19 protein-coding genes and 1 pseudogene are annotated in these 23,674 nt (G+C 66.8%); 12 read left to right on the forward strand and 8 right to left on the reverse strand.

Going from position 1 to position 23,674, the window contains the following annotated elements; translation table 11 throughout:
* From QZ753_RS03405 to QZ753_RS03420, 4 genes and pseudogenes are all read right to left on the reverse strand, one after another.
* A partial coding sequence (locus QZ753_RS03405) for an ABC transporter permease (protein WP_367171486.1) occupies positions 1-326 on the reverse strand: 326 nt, incomplete at its 3' end.
* A gap of 173 nt (positions 327-499) precedes the next feature.
* Positions 500-1,480, reverse strand: coding sequence for an ABC transporter substrate-binding protein (locus QZ753_RS03410; protein ID WP_294641241.1), 981 nt, complete (start codon positions 1,478-1,480; stop codon positions 500-502).
* A gap of 401 nt (positions 1,481-1,881) precedes the next feature.
* Positions 1,882-2,907: pseudogene (locus tag QZ753_RS03415) on the reverse strand (DUF4424 domain-containing protein).
* A 224-nt stretch (positions 2,908-3,131) separates the two neighbouring features.
* Positions 3,132-3,509, reverse strand: coding sequence for a helix-turn-helix domain-containing protein (locus QZ753_RS03420; RefSeq protein ID WP_294641243.1), 378 nt, complete (start codon positions 3,507-3,509; stop codon positions 3,132-3,134).
* A gap of 426 nt (positions 3,510-3,935) precedes the next feature.
* Between QZ753_RS03420 and QZ753_RS03425 the strand changes: the two genes are divergently transcribed.
* The 9 genes from QZ753_RS03425 (at position 3,936) to QZ753_RS03465 (ending at position 15,651) form a co-directional block, all read left to right on the forward strand.
* A complete protein-coding gene (locus QZ753_RS03425) occupies positions 3,936-4,616 on the forward strand; it encodes a hypothetical protein (RefSeq protein ID WP_294641245.1) in 681 nt (226 codons plus the stop codon).
* Complete coding sequence (locus tag QZ753_RS03430; RefSeq protein WP_294641246.1) at positions 4,613-5,137, forward strand: hypothetical protein; 525 nt, start codon at positions 4,613-4,615, stop codon at positions 5,135-5,137. The genes QZ753_RS03425 and QZ753_RS03430 overlap by 4 nt, the downstream gene beginning before the upstream one ends.
* 647 nt (positions 5,138-5,784) lie before the next feature.
* Complete coding sequence (locus tag QZ753_RS03435; protein ID WP_294641248.1) at positions 5,785-6,072, forward strand: hypothetical protein; 288 nt, start codon at positions 5,785-5,787, stop codon at positions 6,070-6,072.
* 461 nt (positions 6,073-6,533) lie between these two features.
* Positions 6,534-7,280: a hypothetical protein gene (locus QZ753_RS03440; protein ID WP_294641249.1), complete on the forward strand. Its 747-nt coding sequence runs from the start codon at positions 6,534-6,536 to the stop codon at positions 7,278-7,280.
* A 152-nt stretch (positions 7,281-7,432) separates the two neighbouring features.
* A complete protein-coding gene (locus QZ753_RS03445; protein ID WP_294641250.1) occupies positions 7,433-8,113 on the forward strand; it encodes a hypothetical protein in 681 nt (226 codons plus the stop codon).
* 37 nt (positions 8,114-8,150) lie between these two features.
* The gene (locus QZ753_RS03450) at positions 8,151-10,352 is read left to right on the forward strand and encodes a Mu transposase C-terminal domain-containing protein (protein ID WP_294641252.1); all 2,202 of its coding nucleotides are present in this window, start codon (positions 8,151-8,153) and stop codon (positions 10,350-10,352) included.
* A 2-nt stretch (positions 10,353-10,354) separates the two neighbouring features.
* Positions 10,355-11,461, forward strand: a complete 1,107-nt coding sequence (locus QZ753_RS03455) for an ATP-binding protein (protein ID WP_294641253.1) — start codon at positions 10,355-10,357, stop codon at positions 11,459-11,461.
* On the forward strand, positions 11,461-13,320 hold the full coding sequence (locus QZ753_RS03460) for a TniQ family protein (protein ID WP_294641255.1): 1,860 nt from the start codon (positions 11,461-11,463) through the stop codon (positions 13,318-13,320). Before QZ753_RS03455 ends, QZ753_RS03460 begins: the two co-directional genes overlap by 1 nt.
* 429 nt (positions 13,321-13,749) lie before the next feature.
* On the forward strand, positions 13,750-15,651 hold the full coding sequence (locus QZ753_RS03465) for a TniQ family protein (protein ID WP_294641257.1): 1,902 nt from the start codon (positions 13,750-13,752) through the stop codon (positions 15,649-15,651).
* 106 nt (positions 15,652-15,757) lie between these two features.
* Here the strand turns inward: QZ753_RS03465 and QZ753_RS03470 are convergent, their stop codons facing one another.
* Positions 15,758-16,393, reverse strand: coding sequence for a hypothetical protein (locus QZ753_RS03470; protein ID WP_294641259.1), 636 nt, complete (start codon positions 16,391-16,393; stop codon positions 15,758-15,760).
* A gap of 210 nt (positions 16,394-16,603) precedes the next feature.
* Complete coding sequence (locus QZ753_RS03475; RefSeq protein ID WP_294641260.1) at positions 16,604-16,951, reverse strand: hypothetical protein; 348 nt, start codon at positions 16,949-16,951, stop codon at positions 16,604-16,606.
* Positions 16,952-17,678: 727 nt separating this feature from the next.
* Between QZ753_RS03475 and QZ753_RS03480 the strand changes: the two genes are divergently transcribed.
* Positions 17,679-17,864 (forward strand): hypothetical protein, encoded by a 186-nt coding sequence (locus tag QZ753_RS03480; RefSeq protein ID WP_294641261.1) that lies wholly within the window; start codon positions 17,679-17,681, stop codon positions 17,862-17,864.
* Positions 17,865-18,291: 427 nt separating this feature from the next.
* Here QZ753_RS03480 and QZ753_RS03485 read toward each other — a convergent pair whose 3' ends face one another.
* Positions 18,292-18,639 carry an arsenate reductase gene (locus QZ753_RS03485; protein WP_294641263.1) on the reverse strand — a complete coding sequence of 116 codons (348 nt, stop codon included), beginning with the start codon at positions 18,637-18,639 and terminating at the stop codon, positions 18,292-18,294.
* Between the two features lie 78 nt (positions 18,640-18,717).
* A complete protein-coding gene (locus QZ753_RS03490; protein WP_294641265.1) occupies positions 18,718-19,689 on the reverse strand; it encodes a tripartite tricarboxylate transporter substrate binding protein in 972 nt (323 codons plus the stop codon).
* 238 nt (positions 19,690-19,927) lie between these two features.
* On the opposite strand from QZ753_RS03490, the gene QZ753_RS03495 reads away from it, so the two are divergent.
* Both QZ753_RS03495 and QZ753_RS03500 read left to right on the forward strand, forming a co-directional pair.
* Positions 19,928-20,758, forward strand: a complete 831-nt coding sequence (locus tag QZ753_RS03495) for a MipA/OmpV family protein (RefSeq protein ID WP_294641268.1) — start codon at positions 19,928-19,930, stop codon at positions 20,756-20,758.
* A gap of 276 nt (positions 20,759-21,034) precedes the next feature.
* Positions 21,035-23,662, forward strand: a complete 2,628-nt coding sequence (locus QZ753_RS03500) for a transglycosylase domain-containing protein (RefSeq protein WP_294641270.1) — start codon at positions 21,035-21,037, stop codon at positions 23,660-23,662.
* Positions 23,663-23,674: the final 12 nt, after the last annotated feature.

Genomic DNA, 23,674 nt, shown 5'->3' on the forward strand with positions numbered 1-23,674 from the left:
CCGAGCCAGATGATGGCGAGCGGGATAAGCGCCAGCGTCGGTACGGCGCGCTTCACCTGCACGAGCCCGTCGATCAGCGCTTCGCCGCTGCGGGTCAGCCCGGACAGGAGCGCCAGCATCACGCCGGCCGTCACGCCGAGCGCGAGGCCCGAATAGGCGCGGGCGGCCGAGGCCGCGAGATGCGGCAGAAGCGTCCCGTCGGCGATCAGCGCGTAGCCGGTAACCAGCGCCGTTGAGGGGGCAGCGAGCGTGTAGGGCGAGATGAGGCCGAGCCGCGACGCCGCCTCCCACACGAGGAGCAGGAGGATAGGGCCGAGGAGCCGCATACCCTTCGGCAGAGGGGCCGGGGTCAGCCTGCGGGTCGGACCGGAGCGTCGAATCGTTGACGCAGCCGCAGGCACGGACACGGTCTCCGCCGCATTCCGCGGTGGCGCATGATGTGCCGCGGTTCGGATCGCCAAGTCGGACATGGGATGCCTCCGGGTCGAAAGGGGTCTGGTCAGCGGCTCGCTACGATCACCGGATCGAACGTGTCGACGAAGGAGCCGGCGGCGTCGAAGCGCTCGGGAAGCGACCCGGCCTGGTATAGGATGTCGATCAGCCGCTGGTGGTGCGGGATCGCCTCGGCCGAGGTCTGGAAGGAGACAGGGGCCTGGGCAGCGAGGATCGACGCGGTGTCCTCCGGCGGAAGACGCTGGAAGCCGGAGTAGTAGTGCTCGCCCCACGCCTCGCGGTTCGCGTTGGACCAGGTGCCCGCCCGCGCGAAGGCGGCGAGGAACGGACCGATCGCGGCTGCCTTGGCCGGGTCTGCCAGCACCTCGGGCCGTGCGTAGATGTAGCTGGTGCTCGGCAGGAGACGACGCTCCTCCGGATCACGCACCTGCGCGGCACCGACCTGCTTCGTCAGGCGGGTCACGAAGGGCTCCGACAGCACCGCGACGTCGACGGCCCCGGTGCGGATGGCATCCGGCAGGTCGGCGACCCGCAGGTTGACGCGCTCGACGTCGTCGAGCTTCAGGCCGGCCCGGTTCAGCGCCTCGATCAGGAAGGCCTGACGTCCCGAACCCTCGACGTAGCTGACCTTCTTGCCCTTCAGTTCGGAGAGCTTCTCAATGACCAGTCCCGGCCGGCTGGTCAGGCGGTATTCCGCGATCGGCCGCGTGAAGGTCGCGACGATCGGCAGAAGCGTGCCCGAAGCCCGCGCCTGGATCGGCGGCGTGTCGCCGACATAGGCGAGGTCGAGGGCGCCGGCGCGCATCGCCTCGAGGATGGCGGGGCCGCCCGCGAAGTTCGGGAACGTTACCGGCGAGGCGAGCTTCTCGGCCTCCCCGCTCGCCTCGAACAGGTTGCGCAGAAGTTCGCTCTGGTCGGCAACGATCAGGGGGGCCGCGGCAGCCTCACCGACGGCGAACGCGCGTCCGGGGATCGAGGCACTGGCGAGAGCCAGCGTCGAGAGGATGAATTGACGTCGATCCAGCATTTGGTCTCCGCTCCTCGCGACACGGCTCCGAACCGCATATCTCTACTCCGTCGATATACAAATGGGTTTGACACGCGATATGAAGGCAGGGATTTGCGTTCGGCGACCGTAAGGGGGAATTATCGTTCGCTTCCCGGAGGCCGTCATCCGACTGGCCATGCCATCATTGCGTCGACGTCGGACGAGACCTGCGGCCTTGGAACCGCAGCCTCGGCGCGCTTCCTGAAGCGGCCGAAGCGCTGGGTCGCGATGCTGGAGCCGAAGGCACGCCCGATGGTTCCGGTTCGCCAAGACAGTTCTTCGCCGCCGAACTATGCGCGGTTCCGTTCACTAATTTCAGGACACAGCAAGCCGCTCAATGCGCGAGGGCATTCCCCAACCGTGCAGGAAGAGCATGCGGTTCACGTTGGCGGCGGTTCGACGGGCGGCAGGATGAGGACAGCAAGGTCCCGCTTAGGGACGAAGGATTCATGCCGTACCTCGAACGTCGTCGGCGATGTCTTCCTCACGCCGTCGGCACAGAACGAGACGAGGTTCTCGGGCGCGCCCTTGTTCACCGTCAGCTTGAAGTCGCCGATCGGCTCGGCCCAGTTCGCCCCCGTCGTCAGGACGTACTCGAAGCTCCGCTCGGAGAAGGCGTAGCCCTAGTCCGGGTAGCGCTTCCGCCATTCGGCGCCGCGCTTCTTCACGGCCCGCATGAAGGCGTCGTCGACGCAGTAGCGCTCCCGCATCTCCTTCACCTCGTCGGGGTAGTCGGCTTCCATTTCCAGGACCGTCGCGACGCTGCTGCCGACGGACGGCGTGTAGCGATGCTCGACATGCAGGTCCCGACCGGGCTCGAAGGTCTGTTCCCAGTGGTAGGTGCCGCTCCAGCTCCAAAGGGCCCGGAGGTTGCGCTCGCGGCTGTCCGCGGCCTCTTGATCCCCCGGTTCGGCGAGGCCGGCTGCGATCAGTTCGTCCTGCTTCGCCCGGGGCAGCGCGTCGAGCGCGTCGCCCGCCTCCTCGTCCTGTGGCGCCAGCGGAACGCCGAGGCCTGACAGGAGGGGCGTCACGTTGCGACCGTCCAGCGTCGCCTTCTGGTCCAACTCCATCGCGACCGGCTTGCCCTCGACGCGCGTCTCGAAACCAAGCGGGTTCGCCGGGTCGTCGTTCGGGATGGAGATGTCGATGTAGGGCAGCGCCGTGACGTCCGGCACGGGGAAGGCGACCGTGGTCGTGACGGGCTTGTCGCTCGTGTTGCGAAAGACGTAGGCGACGTGGATCGCGTCCGCCGAAACCGACAGGTCCTCCGACTTCATCGCGATGGCGTCCGTCCTCGTCAGCACCAAGCCGCCCGTCGCGAAGGATGCAGTCGAGTCGTTGGCGACGGCGGGCGTCGCCGCGGCGAACGCAAGGGCAAGGGTGGCGAAGGACTGAAACGGGCGCATGCCATCGGCTTCCTTCGGTCCGGATGCGGGGGAAATCGTCGACCGCAGGAGTGACAGCTTTCCAGAGCCAACGCCATCGGCGGTCGAAACCAGGACGACGCACCGAACGCAGGACCGCGACAACTGCCGAGGCGAGCGGCCACCCGCTCCCCTACACGGCCGGTCGCGGCGAAGATCAGACAGGATCCAAGGCTCCGTGACCTGCGCCGCCCCGGGTACGGAGGTTACGTCGTGGTGGATCCTCGCCCGTCCCCAATCGTGCGGGCCCGGGGCGTGCGTCCGGCGGCCCGGGTACGATCGACGCGCACGGCGATCCCGCGCGCGGAATCCTCGACGAACTCGGCGCCCGCCGCCTCAAGCGCGGCTTTGATGTCCGCGACCTTTCCCGTCCCCGGGGTCCGCGACCCGTTCTCGAAGTCATTCAGGGTGTTGCGCCCGCAACCGGCGGCGGCGCAGAGAGCCGCCTGCGACAGGCCAAGCATGGCCCTCGCGCCGCGCACGACGATCCCGTCGAAACCATGGGAAGCCTCGGCGGCGTCTCGTCCGCCTTCCGACGGATCAACCTTTCCGAGAATCACCGTTGACTCTTCGACAAACACCATGTTTGCTCCAGTCAATCGCAGCAGCATGAGCCCACAGAACATTTCGCCGGGCCGCTCCAGCCCGGCGGGCGCAGTTTCGTTGTACCGTGTAGGACTCGCCTCGCCATGTTGACACTCCGAATCCGCCTTCGCGCCCGATCCCGACCGCGCCGTCTCGCCGCCGTAGGATTCATACTCCGGCCCTAGCCGCACCATGCCCGATCGCGGCGTGCGGGTCGACGCCCGTCTTGCTCGCCGACGCGGCCCCCCGCCCCCCCGCGATCACACCCCTCGACCGCAAACTCCCGGGCGACCGCGCGCGGACGCCGATCCCGTGCCGTCCCGGCGGCATTCGGGAACATGCCCCCACCCTTCCAGCGTCGACCCAGCCGCGCCGACAGGCGGCGCGGAGCGCGGTCGCATGCGCCCCGCCCAGAAAGGACGGCCATGACAGAAACTGCCAGGCTCCAAGCAGCCGGTCCCGTTAACGCGGACCTTCCGACGAAGCCGCTCGGCCTTCTCCGGCGCCTTGCCGCCGTCTTCGCCGACGACCCCGACGTCGTCGGCTTCGCGTTCGCGCCGGTCACCTTCACGTGGATGGACGGCTTCGACGGAAGGACCCGCAGGTACACGCCGGACCTTCTCGTGGAGCGGCGGGACGGCTCCCGCACCTTCGTGTCGACGGCTGGGCGCACCGTGCTGCGGGAGGACCCCGGCTTGGACGGCCGGCGGGGACACGTCGAGGCTGATTGCCTCTCGGTCGGCGCCACGTTTGAGGTGTGGACCGAGAGGGAGGTTACCTCCGCGGTCGGCGACGGACGCATCGTCATTCCGGCTTGGGGCGCGGCCCGATCCGCTTACATCGCGGCGTGCGGATTGCCGTTAACGGACGAAGTCCCTGGGATCGTGAGGACGATCGCGGACAGGGCCCGCCTGCGGTCCCTTGTGCGGACCCCCGACGGCTGGGTGGGCTGCTGCACGCTGACCGGTGTGCCCATGGCCGTTCTCCCGGGCACGCTGCGCGCGGCCGGGGACGGAACCGTGACGTGGACGCCTCCCGTGAGGAGGCACCGCCCCGCGCCGACTACGGCCGGCCCCGCCGTCCGCCGCGTCGAGGTTACCGCATGACGTCCCGCGGGCCCCTCCAAATCCTCGACACCAACGTCGTCTCCGAACTCCGGCGCCCACGGCCCACTCCCGAAGTCCTGGACTGGATCGGGCGACAACCGCCCCGTTCGCTCGCCATCGCCCATTCCACGGTCTTCGAGATCCAGTACGGCGCCGAACTGGCGCGCAGGCAGAGCCCTGACAAGGCGGTCGGCCTCGAGGGCTGGCTCGAGGAGTTCGTCCTGTCGGGGCGGTTCCGGATCCTGAGGCCTTGCGCCATGTCCGTCCGCATCCGCGCCATGATGCATGCGACCCCTGCGCTGCGGGGCTTCCTCGAGACGCGGCCGGGCGCCCACAAGCCGCCGAACGGCGAGAAGCTCGCGATCGCGGCCCAGGCCATCGCGGCCGGCGCCGTCGTCGTCACGATGAACGAACGGGACTTCGCACGAATCCACGAGCACGTCGCCCTCCCAGGCGTCCTCAATCCTTGCTCGGGCGAGTGGGCGGTGGCCGCGGAACCACGGCCCCGGGGTCCCCGCTGATGGGATGGAGCACCCTCGCCACTGGTCCGCGCTCCCCGACGTTCCCACGACGCCCACGGGAGACTAGTTGCGACCACGGGTTCACGCGAAGCGAGCCATGGACCATGGTTCGCGGCCTGATTCGAGGGAAAACAACGACTTGTAGCGAAACAGAATGCATTTAGGCGATCTTTCGATGGACCTTGAAACGGATCCGAAGCCTTCGCGAGGAAAATGACTCGGCGGATCCTGGCAAAGGGCTCACGCACATCGATCGATTCGATCTATGTCGGTTCTGCGATCGGCTCCCGAAGCCGTCGTGATCGCCCCGCGGCCGAGCCGCAAGCGATGCAGGCGCCGGGCAATCCCGCCCAACGCCGACCAGGACGCCCCCTCAGGCGTCCCAACTGAAGGAGCAGGTCGAATGAACGCCATCGCAGCCGCCTCGCTCCCGGTCCCCGTTCACGGGCTGGCCAACCTCTCCTCCTCCGCCCTCGCTCCGCGCCGCATAGCCGCCTGACGCCGAACGGCGTCACCGCAGCTTCGGGCAATTTTCCGTCACAGCGGGATCGTGCCGAACGCATCGAGAGCACCTTCACCAGGCACATGGCTCGCTTAGCCATCTGAGCCCGGGGGACCCATCGGAAGACAGGCGAGAGGATAGAACCATGTCCAAGAAATCAGACCCCAGCATCGTGATCGGTGGTATCGAATACCGCCTTGACGGCTTCGACCAAGAGCTCAAGGCTCTCGGCCAACGTAGCCGCACCGAAGATGGCACTTCCTCCTCTCCGGCTGAAGAGGCTGAGCGCGGCATCTATGGGGCGACCGAACAACCGGAAGATGATGGTGTCGCGCGCCCCGCCCCCGGTGCCGTCGACGCAGCCCTCCGTGGGAAAACCAACAGCGTTCCAAAGAAAAGACGGCAACCCTTGAAAGGTAAACCAGAATCTTGATGGTTCCGTGGACGGCTGGTCTCGCAGTCGAGATCGGAACGGCTTACGAAACATCATCGATTTGACCGAACAAAGCTCCTGCAGTGTTGGCGACGACCCGCCGAGGATCTGCCAGTGGCCGAGGTTCAGCGAAGGAAGACCGGCAATTCTGGCAATCCAGCCAGTGCCCCCTCGAACCAGCCCGAACGGTTCCAGGAACAGTGAGGTAGACTGACATGACGAAGCGTTCCGGTTCTGCCTCCCCTGCCCTCCTCTCCGGCGCCGCCGCCGCCCGCCCCCTCTCCCAGCGCATATAGCTTCAACGCCGGACGACCGTCCGGCACCGGAGTGAAACGCACGGCGCCCAGCAACCGGGATTTCCCGACCTAACGCGCGGTGCGGCGCATGCCCCCGCCATGCCGGTTCCGCCGTTACGTCGCGCGGCGCCGGGCCGGGGTTCCACTGGGACAGAGGAGAGACACATGTTCCCCCACCGCATCGCCACCGGCTACATCCTGACCATCGCCGGCAACGCCTACATCGTCATGAACCGCACCCCCGACGGCAACTTCGTCCTGCGCAGCCTGGACGTCCCCTCGCGCGTCGAGTTGTTTTCGTTCGAGGAGCTGCTCGAGACCTACGAGGAGGGGATGCTGCGCATCGAACCGCCGCGCCAGCCCGCCGTCCCCAACGACGGTCCGGACGCGCTCTGGCTGGTGGTCTGCCAAACGTCCGACCGCCTCCTCGGCAACCAGATGATGGGCTTCAGCAACGCTTCGGTGAAGGCTGTCATGCCCCAGCTCTTGGACGCGCAGGTGCGCTATCTCGAGCGCATCGGCAAGGGGCCGACGAAGGATCACCGTCCGAAGCTGGTGCTTCCGAATCCCTATACGCTGCGCGAGCGCATGCTTCGCTACCGGATGGGCGCATCTGGACGGCGCGCCTTCCCCGCCTCGTCGACCGTTCATCCGCTTGATGCGTTCGATCCCATCGTTGCGAAGATGACCCACGAATCGGCAGCGAACTACCTCAGCCCGACCCGTCCGACGGTCAAGGTCCTGTATCGCCAACTCGTGGAACGCTTCAAGGCCTTGCCGGAGTACCCTGATCTCCGCGTTCCCTCCCTCTCTACTTTCCTGCGCGTCGTGAGGGCACTGCCCTGCGACCTGGTCGACGCCGCGCGCCACGGCGCGGCGAAGGCGGCTTCTTCCTGTGAGGAGGCCGCTTGAGCGGCGGCCGCCGGAACTGACGGGATCAAGCGAGACAAGGAGCCGGACATGAGCAAGCACGACGCCAAGCGCGACCAACGAAAGACCGGTCCGAACTCTAACGCGAAGGAGGGGTCCGGCCCTGCCTTCGAAAGGAGATCGCACATACCTGGGTGAGTCGGAGGCAAGGCCTCACCCCTTGGCAGCCGATCCTGCCCTCCGAGTCCACACGCAAGATCCACAACCGCTCGAAGGTCTCCTACCGCGGATCGATCATCAACGTGATCAACCACCGCGTGATCCTCTACGAAAGCCGCCTCGAACGGAACGTCTTCCTCGTCCTCATGGCGACCGTCGCCTACGCCAGCTTCCGGGAACAGCCCCCAACGGTATTGTTCCGCGACGCGAACGGGAAAGACAGGAAGCACACGTTCGACGCCTTCCTCGTCGAACCCGACGGGTACCGCTGGGCGATCGACGTGAAACCGGCGTCGGAGGTTGAGGGAACCGGCCTGCGTGCGGCGCACGACGCGATCAAGGAACAGATCGGCGCCGCCTACGCCGACGAGTACACGATCCTCACTGAGCAACACGCACACCCCGATGACGTCGCCGACGCGCGATTGATCCTGCGCGCCCGTCGCATGCCCGACGCGGACGCCGACAACGCCGTCGCCGCGGTCGTCGAATGCCTGCCCGGATGGAGCTCGGTGCGGGACGTCGTGAAGCAGACGGGCAAGGGCGCAGCAGGCTTCAACGCGCTGGTCCGCCTGATCGGCGACCACGGAGCCGAGGTCTACCAGGACGCCCGCATCTCCTACGCAGCCTACGTCACGCGCGCGAAGGCCACGTGAACGCGAAGCAACCTACCGCAACAACCAAGGAGCATACATGAACTACTTCCCGCCCAAATTCCGCTCGTCGACGTCCACGAAATACGGCTACGGCCAACACGCCCTCATCACCGTCTCCGACCCCAGCCCTGTCGAGTTTCGACAGGCGTCCCGCGACATGCACGTGATCGTCCTCCAGCCCATCAAGATGCCGGACCTCAAGCAGACGTTCACGCAGGACTACTTCGGCGAGTTGGTGGATGCCGGCAAGGTGAGGGTCGACCCGCGCCATTTCGACGAGGCCTGGCAGCGCGTCCGCCGTCTCAACCCGGACCTCGAGGACGGCACCGCCCTCCCGGCCGACCAAGCGGCACACATCGAGTTTTACCGCCGCCTCGTCCACCGCATTGAGGAAATGAGGATCGCCAAGGAAACGAGCCTGACCGATAAGGCACTGAAGATCTCGATCGGCAAAGCATACATGGAGATCTTCACCGCACTCACAGCGAACAGGCAGGCGCAAACCAAGCGCCGTGGCCTCGAGCAGGACATCCCCCGCGTGCCGACCCCGGGAACGTTCCGCCGCTACCGGCGTCGCCTCCTGGAACTAAACGGGGAGCGGCTGGCCCTGCGGGACCGGCGCCACGCCCTGTCGGGCAACCGGACGCCGCGCATCGAGGATCCGGTCGTCCTCGCCCTCCTGCGCCAGTTCACGCGGTCGTACCTCGACTCCAACCGCCCCTCAATGAAGACCGTCTACAACCAGATGAAGGCACACTTCGGCACCCTCAACGACGATCGCAAGGCCAACGGTCAGCCCGAGTTGAAGCTGCCGTCCCCCAGCACGCTCGAACGGTCGATCCGGAAGCTCGCCAAGAGCGAGAAGATCCTCGCACGCTACGGAGAGGCCGCCCTCAAGAAAACGCTGAAAGTCTCCGGACCCCAGGAACTGGCGACGCGGGCGGGCGAGCGGGTACCGACCGACAACTGGCGCACCCACCTCATGACCAAGGAGATGCCGGCATCCTTCTGGGCGGGCGTCGAAGAAAAGTGGCGTGACGAGCTGGGGAACGTCCGGCTGAATTTCTGCCTCTCCATCTGCCAGGCGACGAAGGTTGTCCTCGGCATCCGGATCTCGCAGAACGGCGACACGACCACCACCTTGCGCACCCTCGAGATGGTCTGCCGTGACAAGACCGACATTGCCATCGCGGCCGGATGCTCCTCGACTTGGGACCACGCCTGCACGCCCGAGATCGTCCCCTTCGACAACGGTTCCGAGATCGCGAACGCGATCATGCAGAACGCCTGCCGCGAGCTCGGTTCCGAGGATGAGATCGGCATCGCAGGCGAGCCGAACGGGCGGCCGGTCGTGGAACGGTTCTTCCGGACCGCCGACATCCAGTTCCTCCCCCTCTTCACGGGGCGCACGTTCTCCAACGTCGTCGAGCGCGGCGACTACGAGTCCGGCAAGATGGCGAGCCTGTTCGCGAAGACCCTATCGGACGCATTCATTCGCTGGGTGGTCGACGTGTACCACAACGAACCCCATGCCGCCTTGGGCGGGGAGACGCCCAACGACGCGTGGGCACGTTGCAACGACGAGGAGGGCGTCTGCTCGCCGCCGACCCCCGACCAGATGCGCGCGATCTTCGGTTTCATGGATCGCCGTCGGATCGGGAACCAGGGCATCCGCTTCATGGGCCTGCGGTACCGCTCCTATGCGCTGGCACTCCTGCGCGCGCAGATCGGCCAGGGCGACGTCATTATCAAGGCCGACCTCGAGAACCTCGGTGCCATCTCGGTCCGGTCCCGCGAGGCAGGCTCGCCTTGGATCGTGGCAGAATGTGAATCGGAGGAGTTCGAAGGGGTTTCGGCAGAACGCTGGATCGAGGTCGTCAAGGGACTGCGCGCGAGGTACGCGGCGCAGGCGAAGCTCCGGGAAGGCATCGTGCTCGAGGCGCTCCGCGCTCTGAAGCGCATGGGTGATGAGGCCGCCAAGGCGGCCGGCATCGGCCCGACGACGCTGACGGACGAGACGATCCGCAAGGCGGAGAAGAAGCTTTTCAACGCGTTCGTCATTGAGCTGCCGTCCCGCCGCCGGAAGGCCGCAGAGGAATTCGTGGCCCGGCGCGACGCCGCTCCCGTGGCCCAGCCTGCCGTCACGTCGGCGACAGATGCCGGTCCCGAGACTGACGGACCACAGGCGACCGGTCGTCGCCGCGGCCTCGGACGCGGCAAGTTCCTGAAGGGGGCCTGACCATGGCAAGAACCTGGAACAAGCCGAAACCGGGAAAGGAGGGCGCCTTTCTGGCGTCCATCGACGACAACCAAACGGCGGAGCGCAAGACGTTGTTCGACGCCATGCAGCGGGTCCGCTCCGTCGTCCTGAGCACGGAGTACGACGAACTCCTGAATACCGAGATCCAGGTCCTCCTGGACTCGATCAAGATGGAGCACGCCCTTGCCAGCATGCGTCAGCGCCGCTCCTCCAAGCGCGCCGGACGCGTGCTGATCGTCACCGGCGAGGCGGGCGCCGGCAAGAGCCACGCGCTAATGAACGCCTTCGAGTCGCGGCCAGAGTTCGAGAACTTCGGCGTCGTCGGCGAGGCCTGCCCCCTCCTCTCCGTGGTAGCGCCCTCCCCCTTCACGCTCAAGGCCCTCGGCAACGAGATCGTGCGCAAGATCGGCTACCTCGGCGAGCGTGATATCCCCGAGGGCGAGGTCTGGCCGATGATCCGCATCCTCATGAAGGAACTCCAGATCTTCATTATCCACATCGACGAGGCCCAGCACGGCGACCAGATCTCGAACCACGCCGTCCATCAGGCTGTCGAGAACACCCTCAAGCGCCTGCTTCAGGACAACGACTGGCCGCTGTGGCTGATCCTGTCGGGCCTGCCGGAACTCGCCCGGTTCTGCCAGGGCGACAGGTCGATCAACCGCCGCATCCACCACGTCAGGTTCGAATCTTTGCGGTTCCCCGAACACGCCGAGGCGGTCCGGGGGACGATTCGCGAGATTAGCTCGGCATGTCCGCGCCTCGACTGCTCCGCCGTCCTGTCGGACGAGTTCACGGCCCGCCTGCTCCACGCGGCGTTGCACCAGTTCGGCATCCTGATCGAGTTCGTCCAGGACGCAATCCTCGAATGCCTCCAGACGGGCAAGCGCAAGCTCTCAGCGGACCATTTCGCCGACGCCTATTCGGCGCGCACGGGCGAGACCGCCGACCGTCTCAATGTCTTCCTCGCCGACGACTGGGACAAGATCGACGTCGAGATCGCCTTGTACGAGCAGCCCGTCGACGACGACGGCAACCCGGTCGGCCGGAAACAACGCAAGCCATCTCCCGCCGAGGGGAAACACTGATGCGCCGGGTCGTCTTCGGCTTGGCACCCGGCGAGCGGGAGGCGCCACTCGATTACGTGTCCCGCCTCGCGTTCCGTAACGGCCGCGACGGGGTCCGGACGTTCTGCACAGACTTCCGCCTCGGTCTGCACGCCCTGGCGTGCGGAGAACCGGAAGCCGTTGAGGCAGCGGCGGCGCTCGGCCGCACCGATCCAGTGACTGTCGCAGCCGCGGCTTTCCGATCGGGGCGCGGTCGCCGCGTGACCTTCTACGGGTGCGAGTTCCACTCCGCGATGGTGACTCGCCAGCGCGCGCGGCTGTGCCCGGCTTGCCTTGAGATGGATCTGACGTCCGGCGAAGGCAGGCCAGCCTCGCGCCATTGGCGCCGAGGCGAATGGCTGCTGCGCGACGTCCGGGCCTGTCATGTCCACCTGATCGCCCTCGTCGATCTCGGCCCGCAGCCCGACCCAAAGGCTTCCGACTTCACGCGTGCCGTCTCGCGGGCCCTAGACGCCCCGGAAACGCCGAGCCTACGCCGTGTCGCCCGTGAACTCTGCGGCCTAGAACTCCACCTCCTGCGTCGCCTCGGCATTCCGGTCGGCAACGACACCGCGGCTTCGTCGATTCTCGACACGATGCCCGTCCACGCCTGCATCCGCCTCGCGGAGGTAATGGGCGCCGTCGTTCTCGACGGCCCGGACGCTGCCATGCACGGGATCGAGGACAGGCGGCTCGCCGAACGACAGGCCGTCGGCTTCGCCCTCGCGGAACGAGGTGAAGCAGGCATCCGCGAACTCTTGGACGCGGCGCTCTCGTCTGCGGGCCGCAAGGGTGGCCAGCGGGGTCCCCAGGCGCTGCTTGGGCGCCTCTACCTTTGGCTTGCCCATCCCGCCACGGACCCTGCCCTCGCTCCCTTCCGCGGCTTCGTCCGCGACGCTTGCCTCGACCGTCTTGCGATCGGACCGAGCGACGCCATCGCTCCGTTTGGCAAACCCTTGGAGGTACGGCGACTCCATTCGGTCCGCTCGGCTTCGGTCGAAACCGGCATCCACCATACGACCCTGCGCAACATCCTGGCCGCGGCCTCGGTCATCGGCCCGTCGTCCCTGCCGGACGATCTCGTCACCTTCGATGCCGTCGTCCATGCCGGCCTTCTGACCGACCTGGCGGGCGCGCTCGACTTCGATGCGGCGTCGAACAGGCTGGGCGTGTCGCCATCGACGCTCGATGAACTGGTCAGGTCCGGGCTGGTCGTCCCGTTCCTTGGCGGCGCCGGCAGCAGCTTCAAGCACTACCGCTTCCGGCCTGCGGACCTCGACGCGTTCGTCGATCGGCTGCTTGCAAAAGTGCTTCCCGGGGACAGGCCGGTGGCCGATCTCCGTCCCTTTGCGGAAGCGGCGCGACGCTCGGGCCGGTCCGTGCCGAAGATCGCTAACCTCCTGCTGGATGGCCGTCTCTGCCGCGTCGGCAGGGACACCGATGCCCGGGGCATTCCGTCCGTCTTGGTAGACGTCAGCGAGATCCACGAGGCATTTGGACTTGGCGAGGACGGCATGGTGCATCCGAGGGAAGTCAGGCATGCGACCGGGCTTCCCCTGCACGTCGTACGCAACCTTGTCCGGGCCGGCCTGCTGGAAGGGGAGAGGATCCGGCATCCGGTGACCGGCGTCCTGCGCCTAATGGTGAGCCGCAACAGCTTGGAGCGATTCAGACGTGATCACGTGACGCTGGTTGAGCTCGCCAGGGACGCCAGGACGTCGACGGGGGCAATGATGCGCCGTCTTTCGGCCCGGCGCATTGCCCCTGTCGCTGATCATCGGGTCGTCGGCGCGATCATCTACAGGAAGGGGGACGTCAAGATCGTGCAGGTGGATGGGTGACGGCCGCGCGGCGATCGGTGGCGGAGTAGTTTTGACTGCGACGACGATTGCATGGTCACGCCTCTGCGCGACAAGGCTAAAGGTCGTTGAGGTTGAACCGCGCCGGCTTCCGGCCGATCGCGTTGCGACGACACGCTGCCGCTCCACGACACCCACACTCCCGGGGAAAATTATTCCGATCGGGCAGGCAGGTTCAGGACACGTGGTAGCGCCCGTGCCGCGGCCGGGCGTCACCCCCTGGCACGTGCCGCATCGAGCAGTGCCTTCACGTCGGGGTTGGTTGGATGCTCATCGGATCGGACGCTTGGTGTGCGAGCGCTCGGGATTTTCGCGTCGTCCCGGACAGGGGCAGGGCACAACGATGCAATCTGAACGCGGCGGCGGGGCGAGTTACAAACGCCTCGTCCGAACCGCCCAGGAATCATGCCCATGGTGAACCGACTGCCCTTCCCGCTCATCCAAGGCGAACGAGAATCCCCCGTCGACTACCTCTCCCGCCTTGCCGTCAGGAATGGACGCGACGACCTACGGCTTTTCGCCGGTGACTTCCGTCTCGATCTACAGCGGGTCGCCAATGGTGATCCAGAGATCGTGGGACGGCTCGCGGCTCTCGGATCGACGGACGCGGAGGCCCTCGTCCGCGAGGGGTTCGCCCGCACTGAGCGTTCCCGCCATTACCTCCATAAGGGCAACCAAATTTCGAGGCGTCTGCTGTCGCGCGACCGAGTTAGGGTCTGCCCCGCCTGCCTCCAGGAGGACGTTGACCGCCTCAGCCATCGGATGGAGGCACGCCCGCACCGGAGAAGCGAATGGTGCATACTCCCCATGCGGACGTGCGCGAGGCATGGCATGGCCCTTATCCATCTCGATCCGGTCGGGGCGAAGCGAAAGCAGGACACGTCGCGCGTGCTGGCGGCCGCGCTTCCCGCTCTGGACGGACTGGCGAGAGGCATCCCCCGAAGGACTCAATCGACCTTCGAATCCTATGTGCTATCGCGCCTCGAAGGCTCCGCGCACAACGGGACGTGGCTCGACCGATTCCCGCTTTACGCTGTGGCCTACGTATGCACCTACCTCGGAGCGACGGACGTCCACGGCCCCGACGTGGCGATCGCGGGCCTCGGCGGCGACCGATTGTGGGAATGCGAGGCTAACGGGTTCGAGATCGCGTCGAGGGGTGAGGCGTCGATCCGCGAACTGTTGGACCGGACCGTCGGGCGCTTCCGGGCCGGGAAGCGGAACTGGGCACCCGTCTCGCTGTTCGGGCAACTTTGGCTGTGGCTGGCGCATCGCGACCGCGATCCAGTCTATGACCCGCTGCGCGACATCCTCTCTCGTCATTCCGTCGACACGCTGCCCTTAGGGCCGGGAGACACACTGTTCGGACGGAAGGTACAGACGCGCCGGATCCACTCGATCACCTCGGCATCGGCGGAATACGGCATCCACGTCAGGAAGCTCAGGAAGCTTCTCGTGACGAACGGTTACGTCGACGCCTCGATGGTGGCCTCGTCAGATGACCGGACCACGTTCGACGCGCGCGCCGCTGCCCCGTTCCTCGAAACGCTTGCGAATGGCCTCAACCTCGACCAGACGGCGGATTACGTCGGCTTGCCGATACAGCTTCGGCGCTCGTTGCTCGACGGCGGCCTGCTCCGCCCCTGGATCAAAGGCGGCACGGACGTCCTGAATTCGTACGTCTTCAGGCGCGAGGATCTCGACGCCTTCGTTGCCTCGCTACTGCGAGCCGCCAAGCCAGAGTTCCGCGACGACCCCTCGCTTGCCGACATTCAGGCGGCAGCTCGGCGCGTCCGTTGCGGCAACGCCCCGATCGTGCGGCTCCTGCTTGAGGGACGACTGAAGCGCGTCGGCGTCCGCTCCGGTGCCGTGGGCTACCAGTCGGTCCTTGTCGATCCCAAGGAGGTCCTGGGCCTCGTTCGGTTGTCGAACGACGGTCAGATGTCCCGTCGGGAGGCTGAACGGGAGTTGCGGGTCCGAAGCACAACCATAACCGGGCTTCTTCGCCTTGGCGCCCTGGAAGGCGTGACGGGGACGAGAATGGTGGGCCGCCGTCCCGGAACGATGGTCCCCAAAGCGTCAATTGACACCTTTCGGCTGCGGTACGCCGGATTGGGCGAACTCGCCAAGCAGACAGGGCTCGACCCGAGGAAGCAGCGGTCGCTCTTGGAGGCCGATGGCATCCGTCCGGCGTTCGACCACTCAGTCGTTTCGGCCTACTACTACCGCCGCTCCGAGGTGGAGGGCTGGCTCGTACGGCGATGGCCCGCGGTCGGTCAGCATCCGACTGGATTCCGAGCCCTATGCGACTGATCGCTGCCATACACTCCGGGCATGGTACCGCTTGAGTGCTCGCGAGCCGCTGCGGAGACGTCGGAGCGATTGAGCCTCATGGTCGGTTCACTCGCTGCGTGGCGCGTCAGGCGGCCATTGCTCCACATGACTGCCGATACTTGCCGCATTCGACGCCGAACCGTTGGACGAGCGGCCAGTCCCCTGGAAGGTAGACGAACGAAGGCATCCTGTACGCGGTGAGAATGCCATAGCCGGATGCCGTCGCCGGCGCCGGTTCGACATCTACCCTTCCACCATAGACCTTCGTTAGGTTCTTGGCGATACGCCAGAGCTCGTCGTCGAGCCCGAAAGGGGCATTCATCGGTACGAAGAGCTGGGTCAGGATCAATCCGCCTGCCAAGGTCAACACGACTTGCGGGTTGCGTTCCGACCGCAACGTCTCGTCGACGATCTCTCTGATCGCGAAGTACGGCATCGAATCGCTGATGCGCATCTTGTCGGACAGCGAACGTGTCTCATGGAGCATGGCCAGTTCACGTACATCCAGTCGGTGGCCCCGCGCCTTCTCGTGAACCGCTCGCCGAAGCTCCTCCGTCGTCTTAATTACGTCCGTCACGCGGCTCTCCAGTTTCTTCAATGCCAGTTCCTGTCGCGCCTGCCACGACAGGCCGTCATCGACGGTAACACCCCGCCGAGCGGCAACCCCCGTCATTGGAATGCGGACCCGCTTCTCTGCCAATTTTTCCTCCCATGTGGTCATGTTTTGATGCGCGCCTTCCCGCCTCGAACCGATGATGGTCCAAGAACATTCGACGCGAACCGGATTGCCCGCTCTTCGCCGCGGCAGGGGGGTTGGGTTTCGAATGGCAGCGCGCAGCCAAGCAGTCGGACGGCCATGCCGTTCCGGTCACGCGCTGACTGACCGGGCGGGTCGGCGCTGCGGTTGGGTCGGGTCGCGACGCCTTGGCGGCTAAGCCGTCATCGATACCGGGAAGCGCTCCTTCCAGCCGATCGATCTCATCAGGCTCCCGATCGTCCACGCCAGATTGCCCAGGCGGGACGGAATCTGGCATGTCCAGGTAGCCCAGTCGGGCGGCACGTTTTCGTAGATCGCGAGCAAGGACGAGATGGTCGTGTAGGTTCCGGTCTCCGGATCCGGCGCCAGATAGCTGAAGTCCACATCGTTGACGATGATGTCGATGTCCGCGTTCGCGGGATCGGTCAGGTCAAGGCCCAGCCGCTCCTCCAAGATCCTAGCGACACCGACCCAAGGGTCGTCGCGCCCTGCCGCCAGGTAGGTCTCTCTGGTTGCGAACATGGCTTCCCTCGTCTCTTCATCCACCGTTATCTTGTGCAGTCGGGTTCGTCTGTTCGACACGTGAGGCTCCTCGCGACTTCGATCACTGCAAAAATGGTTCCCCGGGTTGGGGGCGGGCGCAAGTCTGTGGACAGGAATTTTTCGGGAGAGACGAGGGCTGAGCCTCCACGGAGCGATCCATCGGAAAAGTTCTCCGATCCGGAGCAAGCGCTGCCCGGTTACGCGGGCGACCACTTCAAACCCGATGCCTCGCGGACCGAACCGGACGCCGGCGGCATGCGTTCGGCCAGCAACCACGCAAATTTGCGAACCTGAGCGTCCGATAACTGTTCCTGACCACGTCCCCTTCACGTTGCCGCCGGTCACGAACGGCATCCAGCGCTCCTTCTGCGCACAGACCTCGGCTTTAGATCACCCAGGCCCAAGCGTGCGCGTTCGGATAGGGAGTTGCGAACCCGCCTCGCGGGCGACCAAGTTTGCGGAGCAGCAACAGTTTCCCCTCGGAGCTTAGCCAGCCACTTGCCTAACCTGCCTTTCGCGTCCGGTCGCTTCAATGACGGCTCGATCGCGACACAGGAGGCACCTCATGTGGCCGCGAAGCTGTCCCGGACGGAAATCTGCGACAAATAGAAAAAGAAGCCCTGGTTCGGTAGAACGCTCTTCCCTGTGTTAACGGCTCCGAAGGAGGCATGCGCCCAAGAGTTGGAGCGCGACAAAGGAAAGACACGTGTTCCCCGACCACATCGCCGGCCCTATCGACAGCTCCGAGAACGCCGACACGACTGAGCGGAGCGCTCGCCCTGAGCTTGGTCCCGAGCAGGGGGTCGGCACCGTCGACCAGCCGAACGGCCGGCCGGTCATCGAGCGCTTCTTCCGCACCATCGACCGTGAGCTCCTCCCCTTCTTCAAGTGATGGCCAGCCGCACGGCACCAGATAGTTTCTTCGGCACGGGCCAGTCCGGTCGTCTTTCAAGCACGTAATTTCTACGACAAGCCGACTTCCAGCTCCGCATCAGAAAGCCCGTCCTCTGCGCAAGACTGGCGCGGTTGAATGACAACCGGTCCCGCGACGAGCAGGAACTAGCAGCCGCCGACTGAGGTGCCGCTCGCTACCTATGGACGACCGGAGATCGAACCGACTTCGATCCCTGTCATCGCGATCGCAATCGCTGCGGTGAAAGGGGCGGTTTCGGCGTTCGGAGAAGTGAGTAACGGTTCTGCGTGGAAAAACTGAGTCATCTCTGATGTGAACCGATCAGCCCCTTTGAAATCGCAGGGGTTTTCGGAGGTGCTGAGTTTATAAATCGTGACGCGCCAGGCTGACGGCCGAGGCCTCCGGCTCAGCCGAAGACGCCGACGTAGCGCTCCGGCGTGAAGCCGACGAGGATCGTCTCGCCCCGTTCGGCGACCGGCCGCTTGATGAGGCTGGGATGGGCAAGCATCAGGGCGATGGCCTTCGCCTCCGTCATGTCGGCGCGCTCGGCCTCCGGCAGCTTGCGAAAGGTCGTGCCGGCGCGGTTGAGAAGCGTCTCCCAGCCGGCCGCCGCGCACCATCGCCGCAACTCGGCTTCGCCCGGCGCATCGGCCTTGAAGTCGCGGAAGCGGTGCTCGACCCCGCGGGTGTCGAGAAAGGCCCGCGCCTTCTTGACCGTGTCGCAGTTGCGGATGCCGTGGAGCGTCAGGGACATGGGAACACTCGATGATGGAAGGGAAAGGGCGAACCGCGTCGCCCTCCCCAGGTCCGGGTTGGACCTTGAGCCGTCCTCTTACTCGATCTTGGCGCCGGCCGCTTCGATGACGGGCTTCCAGCGGGCGATCTCGTCCTTGACGTGGACGGCGAGTTCCTCCGGCGTGCCGCCGACCGTCGTCGCCCCGACCTCGGCGAGCCGCGCCTTGACGGTCTCGTCCTGGATCGCCTCGTTGGCGGCCTTGTTGAGCGTCGCCACCACCTCCGGCGGCAGGCCCTTCGGTCCGAAGAACGCGTTCCAGGTGTTGGTCTCGTAGCCCGGCACGCCCGCCTCCTCCATCGTCGGAATATCGGGGAAGTTGGCGGCCCGCTCCTTGGTGGTCACGGCCAGCGCCCGGAGCGCGCCCGAGCGGATGAACTCGGTCGAGGACGGCAGGTTGTCGAAGTTGATCGGAACCGCGCCCGACACCGCGTCCACCAGTGCCGGCCCCGAGCCCTGGTAGGGCACGTGCACCATGTCGGTGCCGGTCATCGACTTGAAGAGCTCGCCGGAGAGATGCAGCGGCGTGCCGTTGCCGGACGAGGAATAGACCTCCTCTCCGGGCTTCTCCTTCAGCCGCGCAATCAGTTCCTGCACCGTCTTGGCGGGGTAGTCCTTGTTGACCGTCAGCACGTTCGGGACCGTCACCAGCCAGACGATCGGCGTGAAGTCGGCGATCGGATCGAAGGGCGGCTTGGCGTAGAGCGAGGCCGAGAGGGCGTGCGTGGCAATCGTGCCCATCAGGATCGTGTAGCCGTCGGGCTGGGCCTGGCTGACGAAGGTTGCGCCGAGATTGCCGCCGGCCCCGCCCTTGTTGTCGACGAGCACCTGCTGGCCAAGCGTCTCGCTCATCTTCTGCGCGATGGTGCGTGCGACGAGATCGGTCGAGCCGCCGGCCGCGAACGGCACGACCAGCGTCACCGGCTTGTTCGGATAGTCCTGCGCGGCAGCGCCCAGCGTCGTGGCGGCGAGGAGCGCGACGGCTCCGGCGATGGCGGTCAAAGTCTTCATGCAACCTCCCTTGGCGCCCGTCGGGGCGCGCGGGAGGATGAACGGGCGGGCGACCGGCCGCAATCGCGCCATCCCGTTGATATCGATTGAATCCGGGGTTCACGCGTTTGTGTCATGTGGCGCCCGCGCCACGACACCTCCGGGAAGTCGCGAGATCGCAAGGCGAACGATTGAAACCGCCCCTTCGGTGCGAAAGATGTCGGCCAAGGGCGCCCGTTGCGCCGCCGGAGTTCCCATCATGACGTATCGCCTCCTCGCCGGTCTCCTCGCCGCCACCGTTCTCTCCGCCGGGCCGGCGCTTGCCGCCGACTACGAGACCGTCGACACGAGCGAGGTCGCGATCGTCAACAATGCCGACCTCATCATCGAGCTCGGCGTCGGGATCTCGACGCAGCCGGCCTACGAGGGCGCCAGCGACTACGACATCTCCGGCTATCCGATCGTCTCGCTGCAGTATCTCAACATTCCCGGCCTCTTCGACATCGGCTCGCCCGAGGAGAAGCAGGGCGGCCTTCGCATCGGCCCCTCGTTCCGCTTCATCGACAAGCGCAGCGCCGACGACTACCCGGAGCTGAACGGCACACTGGCGCTCGACCGCAGCTACCAGCTCGGGCTTCGCGCCGGCTACGAGTTCCCGGTCTACGACACGCTCAACGTCGAGGTGTACGGCGAGGCGCGCTACGCGTTCAACGAGGGCGAGGGCTTCGTCGGCGGCGCCGGCATCGACTTCATCTCGCGCCCGACCGAGCAGTGGGAGTTCAAGCTCGGGCCGCGCACGACCTTCGCCGACTCGAACTACATGAGCACCTACTTCTCGGTGCGGCCGCTGGAATCGATCGCGTCCGGCGGGCGCCTTGCCGCCTATGACGCGGACGGCGGCTTCAAGTCGGTCGGCGCGGCGGCCTCGGCGCGCTACGAGTTCCGCCCCGACTGGTTCCTCAACGCCAACGCCGCCTACGAGCGCATGGTCGGCGACGCCGCCGACTCGCCGATCGTCAAGGTCGGCTCGGAAGACCAGTTCTTCGCCGGGTTCGGCCTGTCCAAGCGCTTCTCGATCGACCTGTTCTGATCACAGCGCCCCGTCGCGCCTTGCCGCCCGCCCGGCCGTCCGGGCGGGTTTTTCGTGGCCGCGATCGGGGGTGACGCAGCCCCTTAACGGCCCGTCAGCCTCGGTTAACGCCCCGTTAAATCGCCGTATTTACTCTGCACGGCCACCCGTGGGGACAGGCCGCGCGCACCCGTGCCGGCGGCTTCGACGAATTCAGCGCGCGTTCAGGCGCTGGGCCCCACGGATTGCAGACAATCGGCCTCCAACGGCGCCGGTCAAGACGAGGGGACAGTCGCGATGGCCGCGAGGCGCAAGGGCGAGCGAATCGAGCCGAGCTTCGGCGGATCGGGCGGTGGCGAGGACGAGATCCGCATCTCGCCCGACGACCGGGCCGTCGCCAGCACGGGCCGCCCGTCGCGCGGCCGCCAGATCGACGGCGAAGCCGCGCGCCGGGTCAAGGATCTCGGCTCCGGCGGTCGCGGCGGGCGTCGCGGCGCGGGCGGCGGGTCCGGCGGCGGCGGCAACGACGAGGGCGGGCGCGGCTTCTTCGGCAGCCGGCCGAGGCGTCGGCGCTCCTTCCTCGGGCACCTCGTCCGCCTCTCCTTCCTTCTCGTCTTCTGGGGCGGCATCGCCGGGCTCGCGCTGATCGGCTACTTCGCGATCAAGCTGCCGCAGGAGGCCTGGGCGATCCCGGACCGCCCGCCCAACGTGAAGATCGTCTCGGTCTCGGGCGACCTTCTCGCCGACCGCGGCACCACGGGCGGCGAGGCGGTCGCGCTCGACCGCATCAGCCCCTACGTGCCGCAGGCCGTGATGGCGATCGAGGACCGGCGCTTCTACTCGCACTGGGGCGTCGACCCGGTCGGCATCCTGCGCGCCTTTTCCGAGAATCTGGCGGCCGGCGACACCGTGCAGGGCGGCTCGACACTGACGCAGCAGCTCGCCAAGAACATCTTCCTGACGCCGGACCAGACCCTCCAGCGCAAGATCCAGGAGGCGATCCTCTCGCTCTGGCTGGAGACCAAGTTCTCCAAAGACCAGATCCTGGAGATGTACCTCAACCGCGTCTACTTCGGCTCCGGCGCGACCGGCATCCAGGCGGCCGCGCGGCGCTACTTCGACAAGAACGCGGACGAGCTCAACCTCATCGAGTCGGCGACGCTCGCCGGCCTCCTGAAGGCACCCTCGCGCCTGTCGCCGGCGCGCGACCCGGAGGCGGCGCGCGCGCGCGCCGGGGTGGTGCTGCAGGCCATGCTCGAGGAAGGCAAGATCACCAAGGCGGAGTTCGACGACGCGCTCGCCTCCAAGCCCACCAAGGCGAAAAGCTTCTGGACCGGTCCCGAGCACTACGCGGCCGACATGGTGATGCGCGACCTGCCGCTTCTCGTCGGCGGCGAGATCAAGGAGGACGTCGTGGTCGACACCACGATCGACCTCACGCTGGAGAAGGAAGCCCAGAAGGCGATCGCCGGAACGATCGACCGCGCGACGCAGAACGTGACGCAAGGGGCGCTCGTCTCGATCGACGGCACCGGCGCGATCCGCGCCATCGTCGGCGGGCGCGACTACGCCGCCTCGCAGTTCAACCGCGCGGTGGACGCCAAGCGCCAGCCGGGCTCGGCCTTCAAGCCCTTCGTCTACGAGACGGCGCTGGAATACGGCGTGCGGCCGGAGACGGTAATGAACGACGGACCGGTCAAGATCGGCAACTGGTCGCCCTCCAACTACGACAACCGCTTCCGCGGCCCGGTGACGGTGGCGGACGCGCTGATGCGTTCGCTCAACACCATCGCCGCCCAGCTCACCGCGCAGGTCGGACCCGCCGCCGTGATCGAGACGGCCCAGCGGATGGGCATCCAGTCGCCGCTCGTCGACAACGCCTCGCTGGCGCTCGGCACGTCGGAAGTCTCGCTTCTGGAGCTCACCGGCGCCTATGCGACCTTCGCCAACGGCGGCTACCAGGCGACGCCGCACCTCGTGAACAAGGTGACGACGGTGTCCGGCAAGGTGCTCTACCAGCGCGACGACGCGGTGCCGCCGGTGATCGTCACCTCCGACATCGTCGGCATGATGAACGCGATGATGACACGGGTCATCACCTCGGGCACCGGCCGACGCGCGGCGCTGAAGGGCTGGCAGGCGGCCGGCAAGAGCGGCACCACGCAGGACTTCAAGGACGCCTGGTTCGTCGGCTTCACGGCCAACCTCACCACCGGCGTCTGGCTCGGCAACGACAACGGCAAGCCGATGCGCCAGGTGACGGGCGGCTCGCTGCCGGCGGACGCCTGGAAGGCGTTCATGACCGCCGCGCACGAGGGCCTGCCGGCCATGCCCCTGCCGGGCGACTACCGGATCGGCGAACCCGGCAACCAGCCGATGGCGTCCGGCTACGGCGACCGCATCATCGGCTACGACGCCGACGGCAATCCGGTCTACGAGAGCAACGAGCTGCCGGGCCCCGGCTTCGAGGGGGAGGCGCCGCAGCAGGCGACGGGCGAACTGCCGCCGGCGGCTGCGCCCGGCAGCGTCGTGCCCGGCCAGGACGGCTATGCCGAGCGGAGCCCGCGCGGCGAGCCGCAGGACGAGCCGCAGTACCGCTCGACGCCGGGCTATCGCGACCTGCCGGCCGAACCCGAATACGCCCGCCGGCCGCCGGCGCGAGGGCAGGATCCCTACGGCGACGACGAGTACGGCGGCCCGCCGCCGGAATACGGCTACGGCGAGCCGGCGCGCATGCGCCCGCCGGCCGACATCGGCCCGCCGCGCACGGTCGGCCGCAACCAGCTGCCGCCCGATGCCGTGCTCGAGGGACCTGCGATCGCGGTCAGCCCCGACCAGCTGCCGCCCGATGCGGTGCTGGAGGGCCCGGCGCCCGGCGGCCGGGCCAGCGACCGCTCGCTGTTCCGCGGCCTCTTCGGCGGATGACATGAAAAGGGC

Source organism: uncultured Aureimonas sp. (assembly GCF_913775355.1).
GTDB lineage: Bacteria > Pseudomonadota > Alphaproteobacteria > Rhizobiales > Rhizobiaceae > Aureimonas.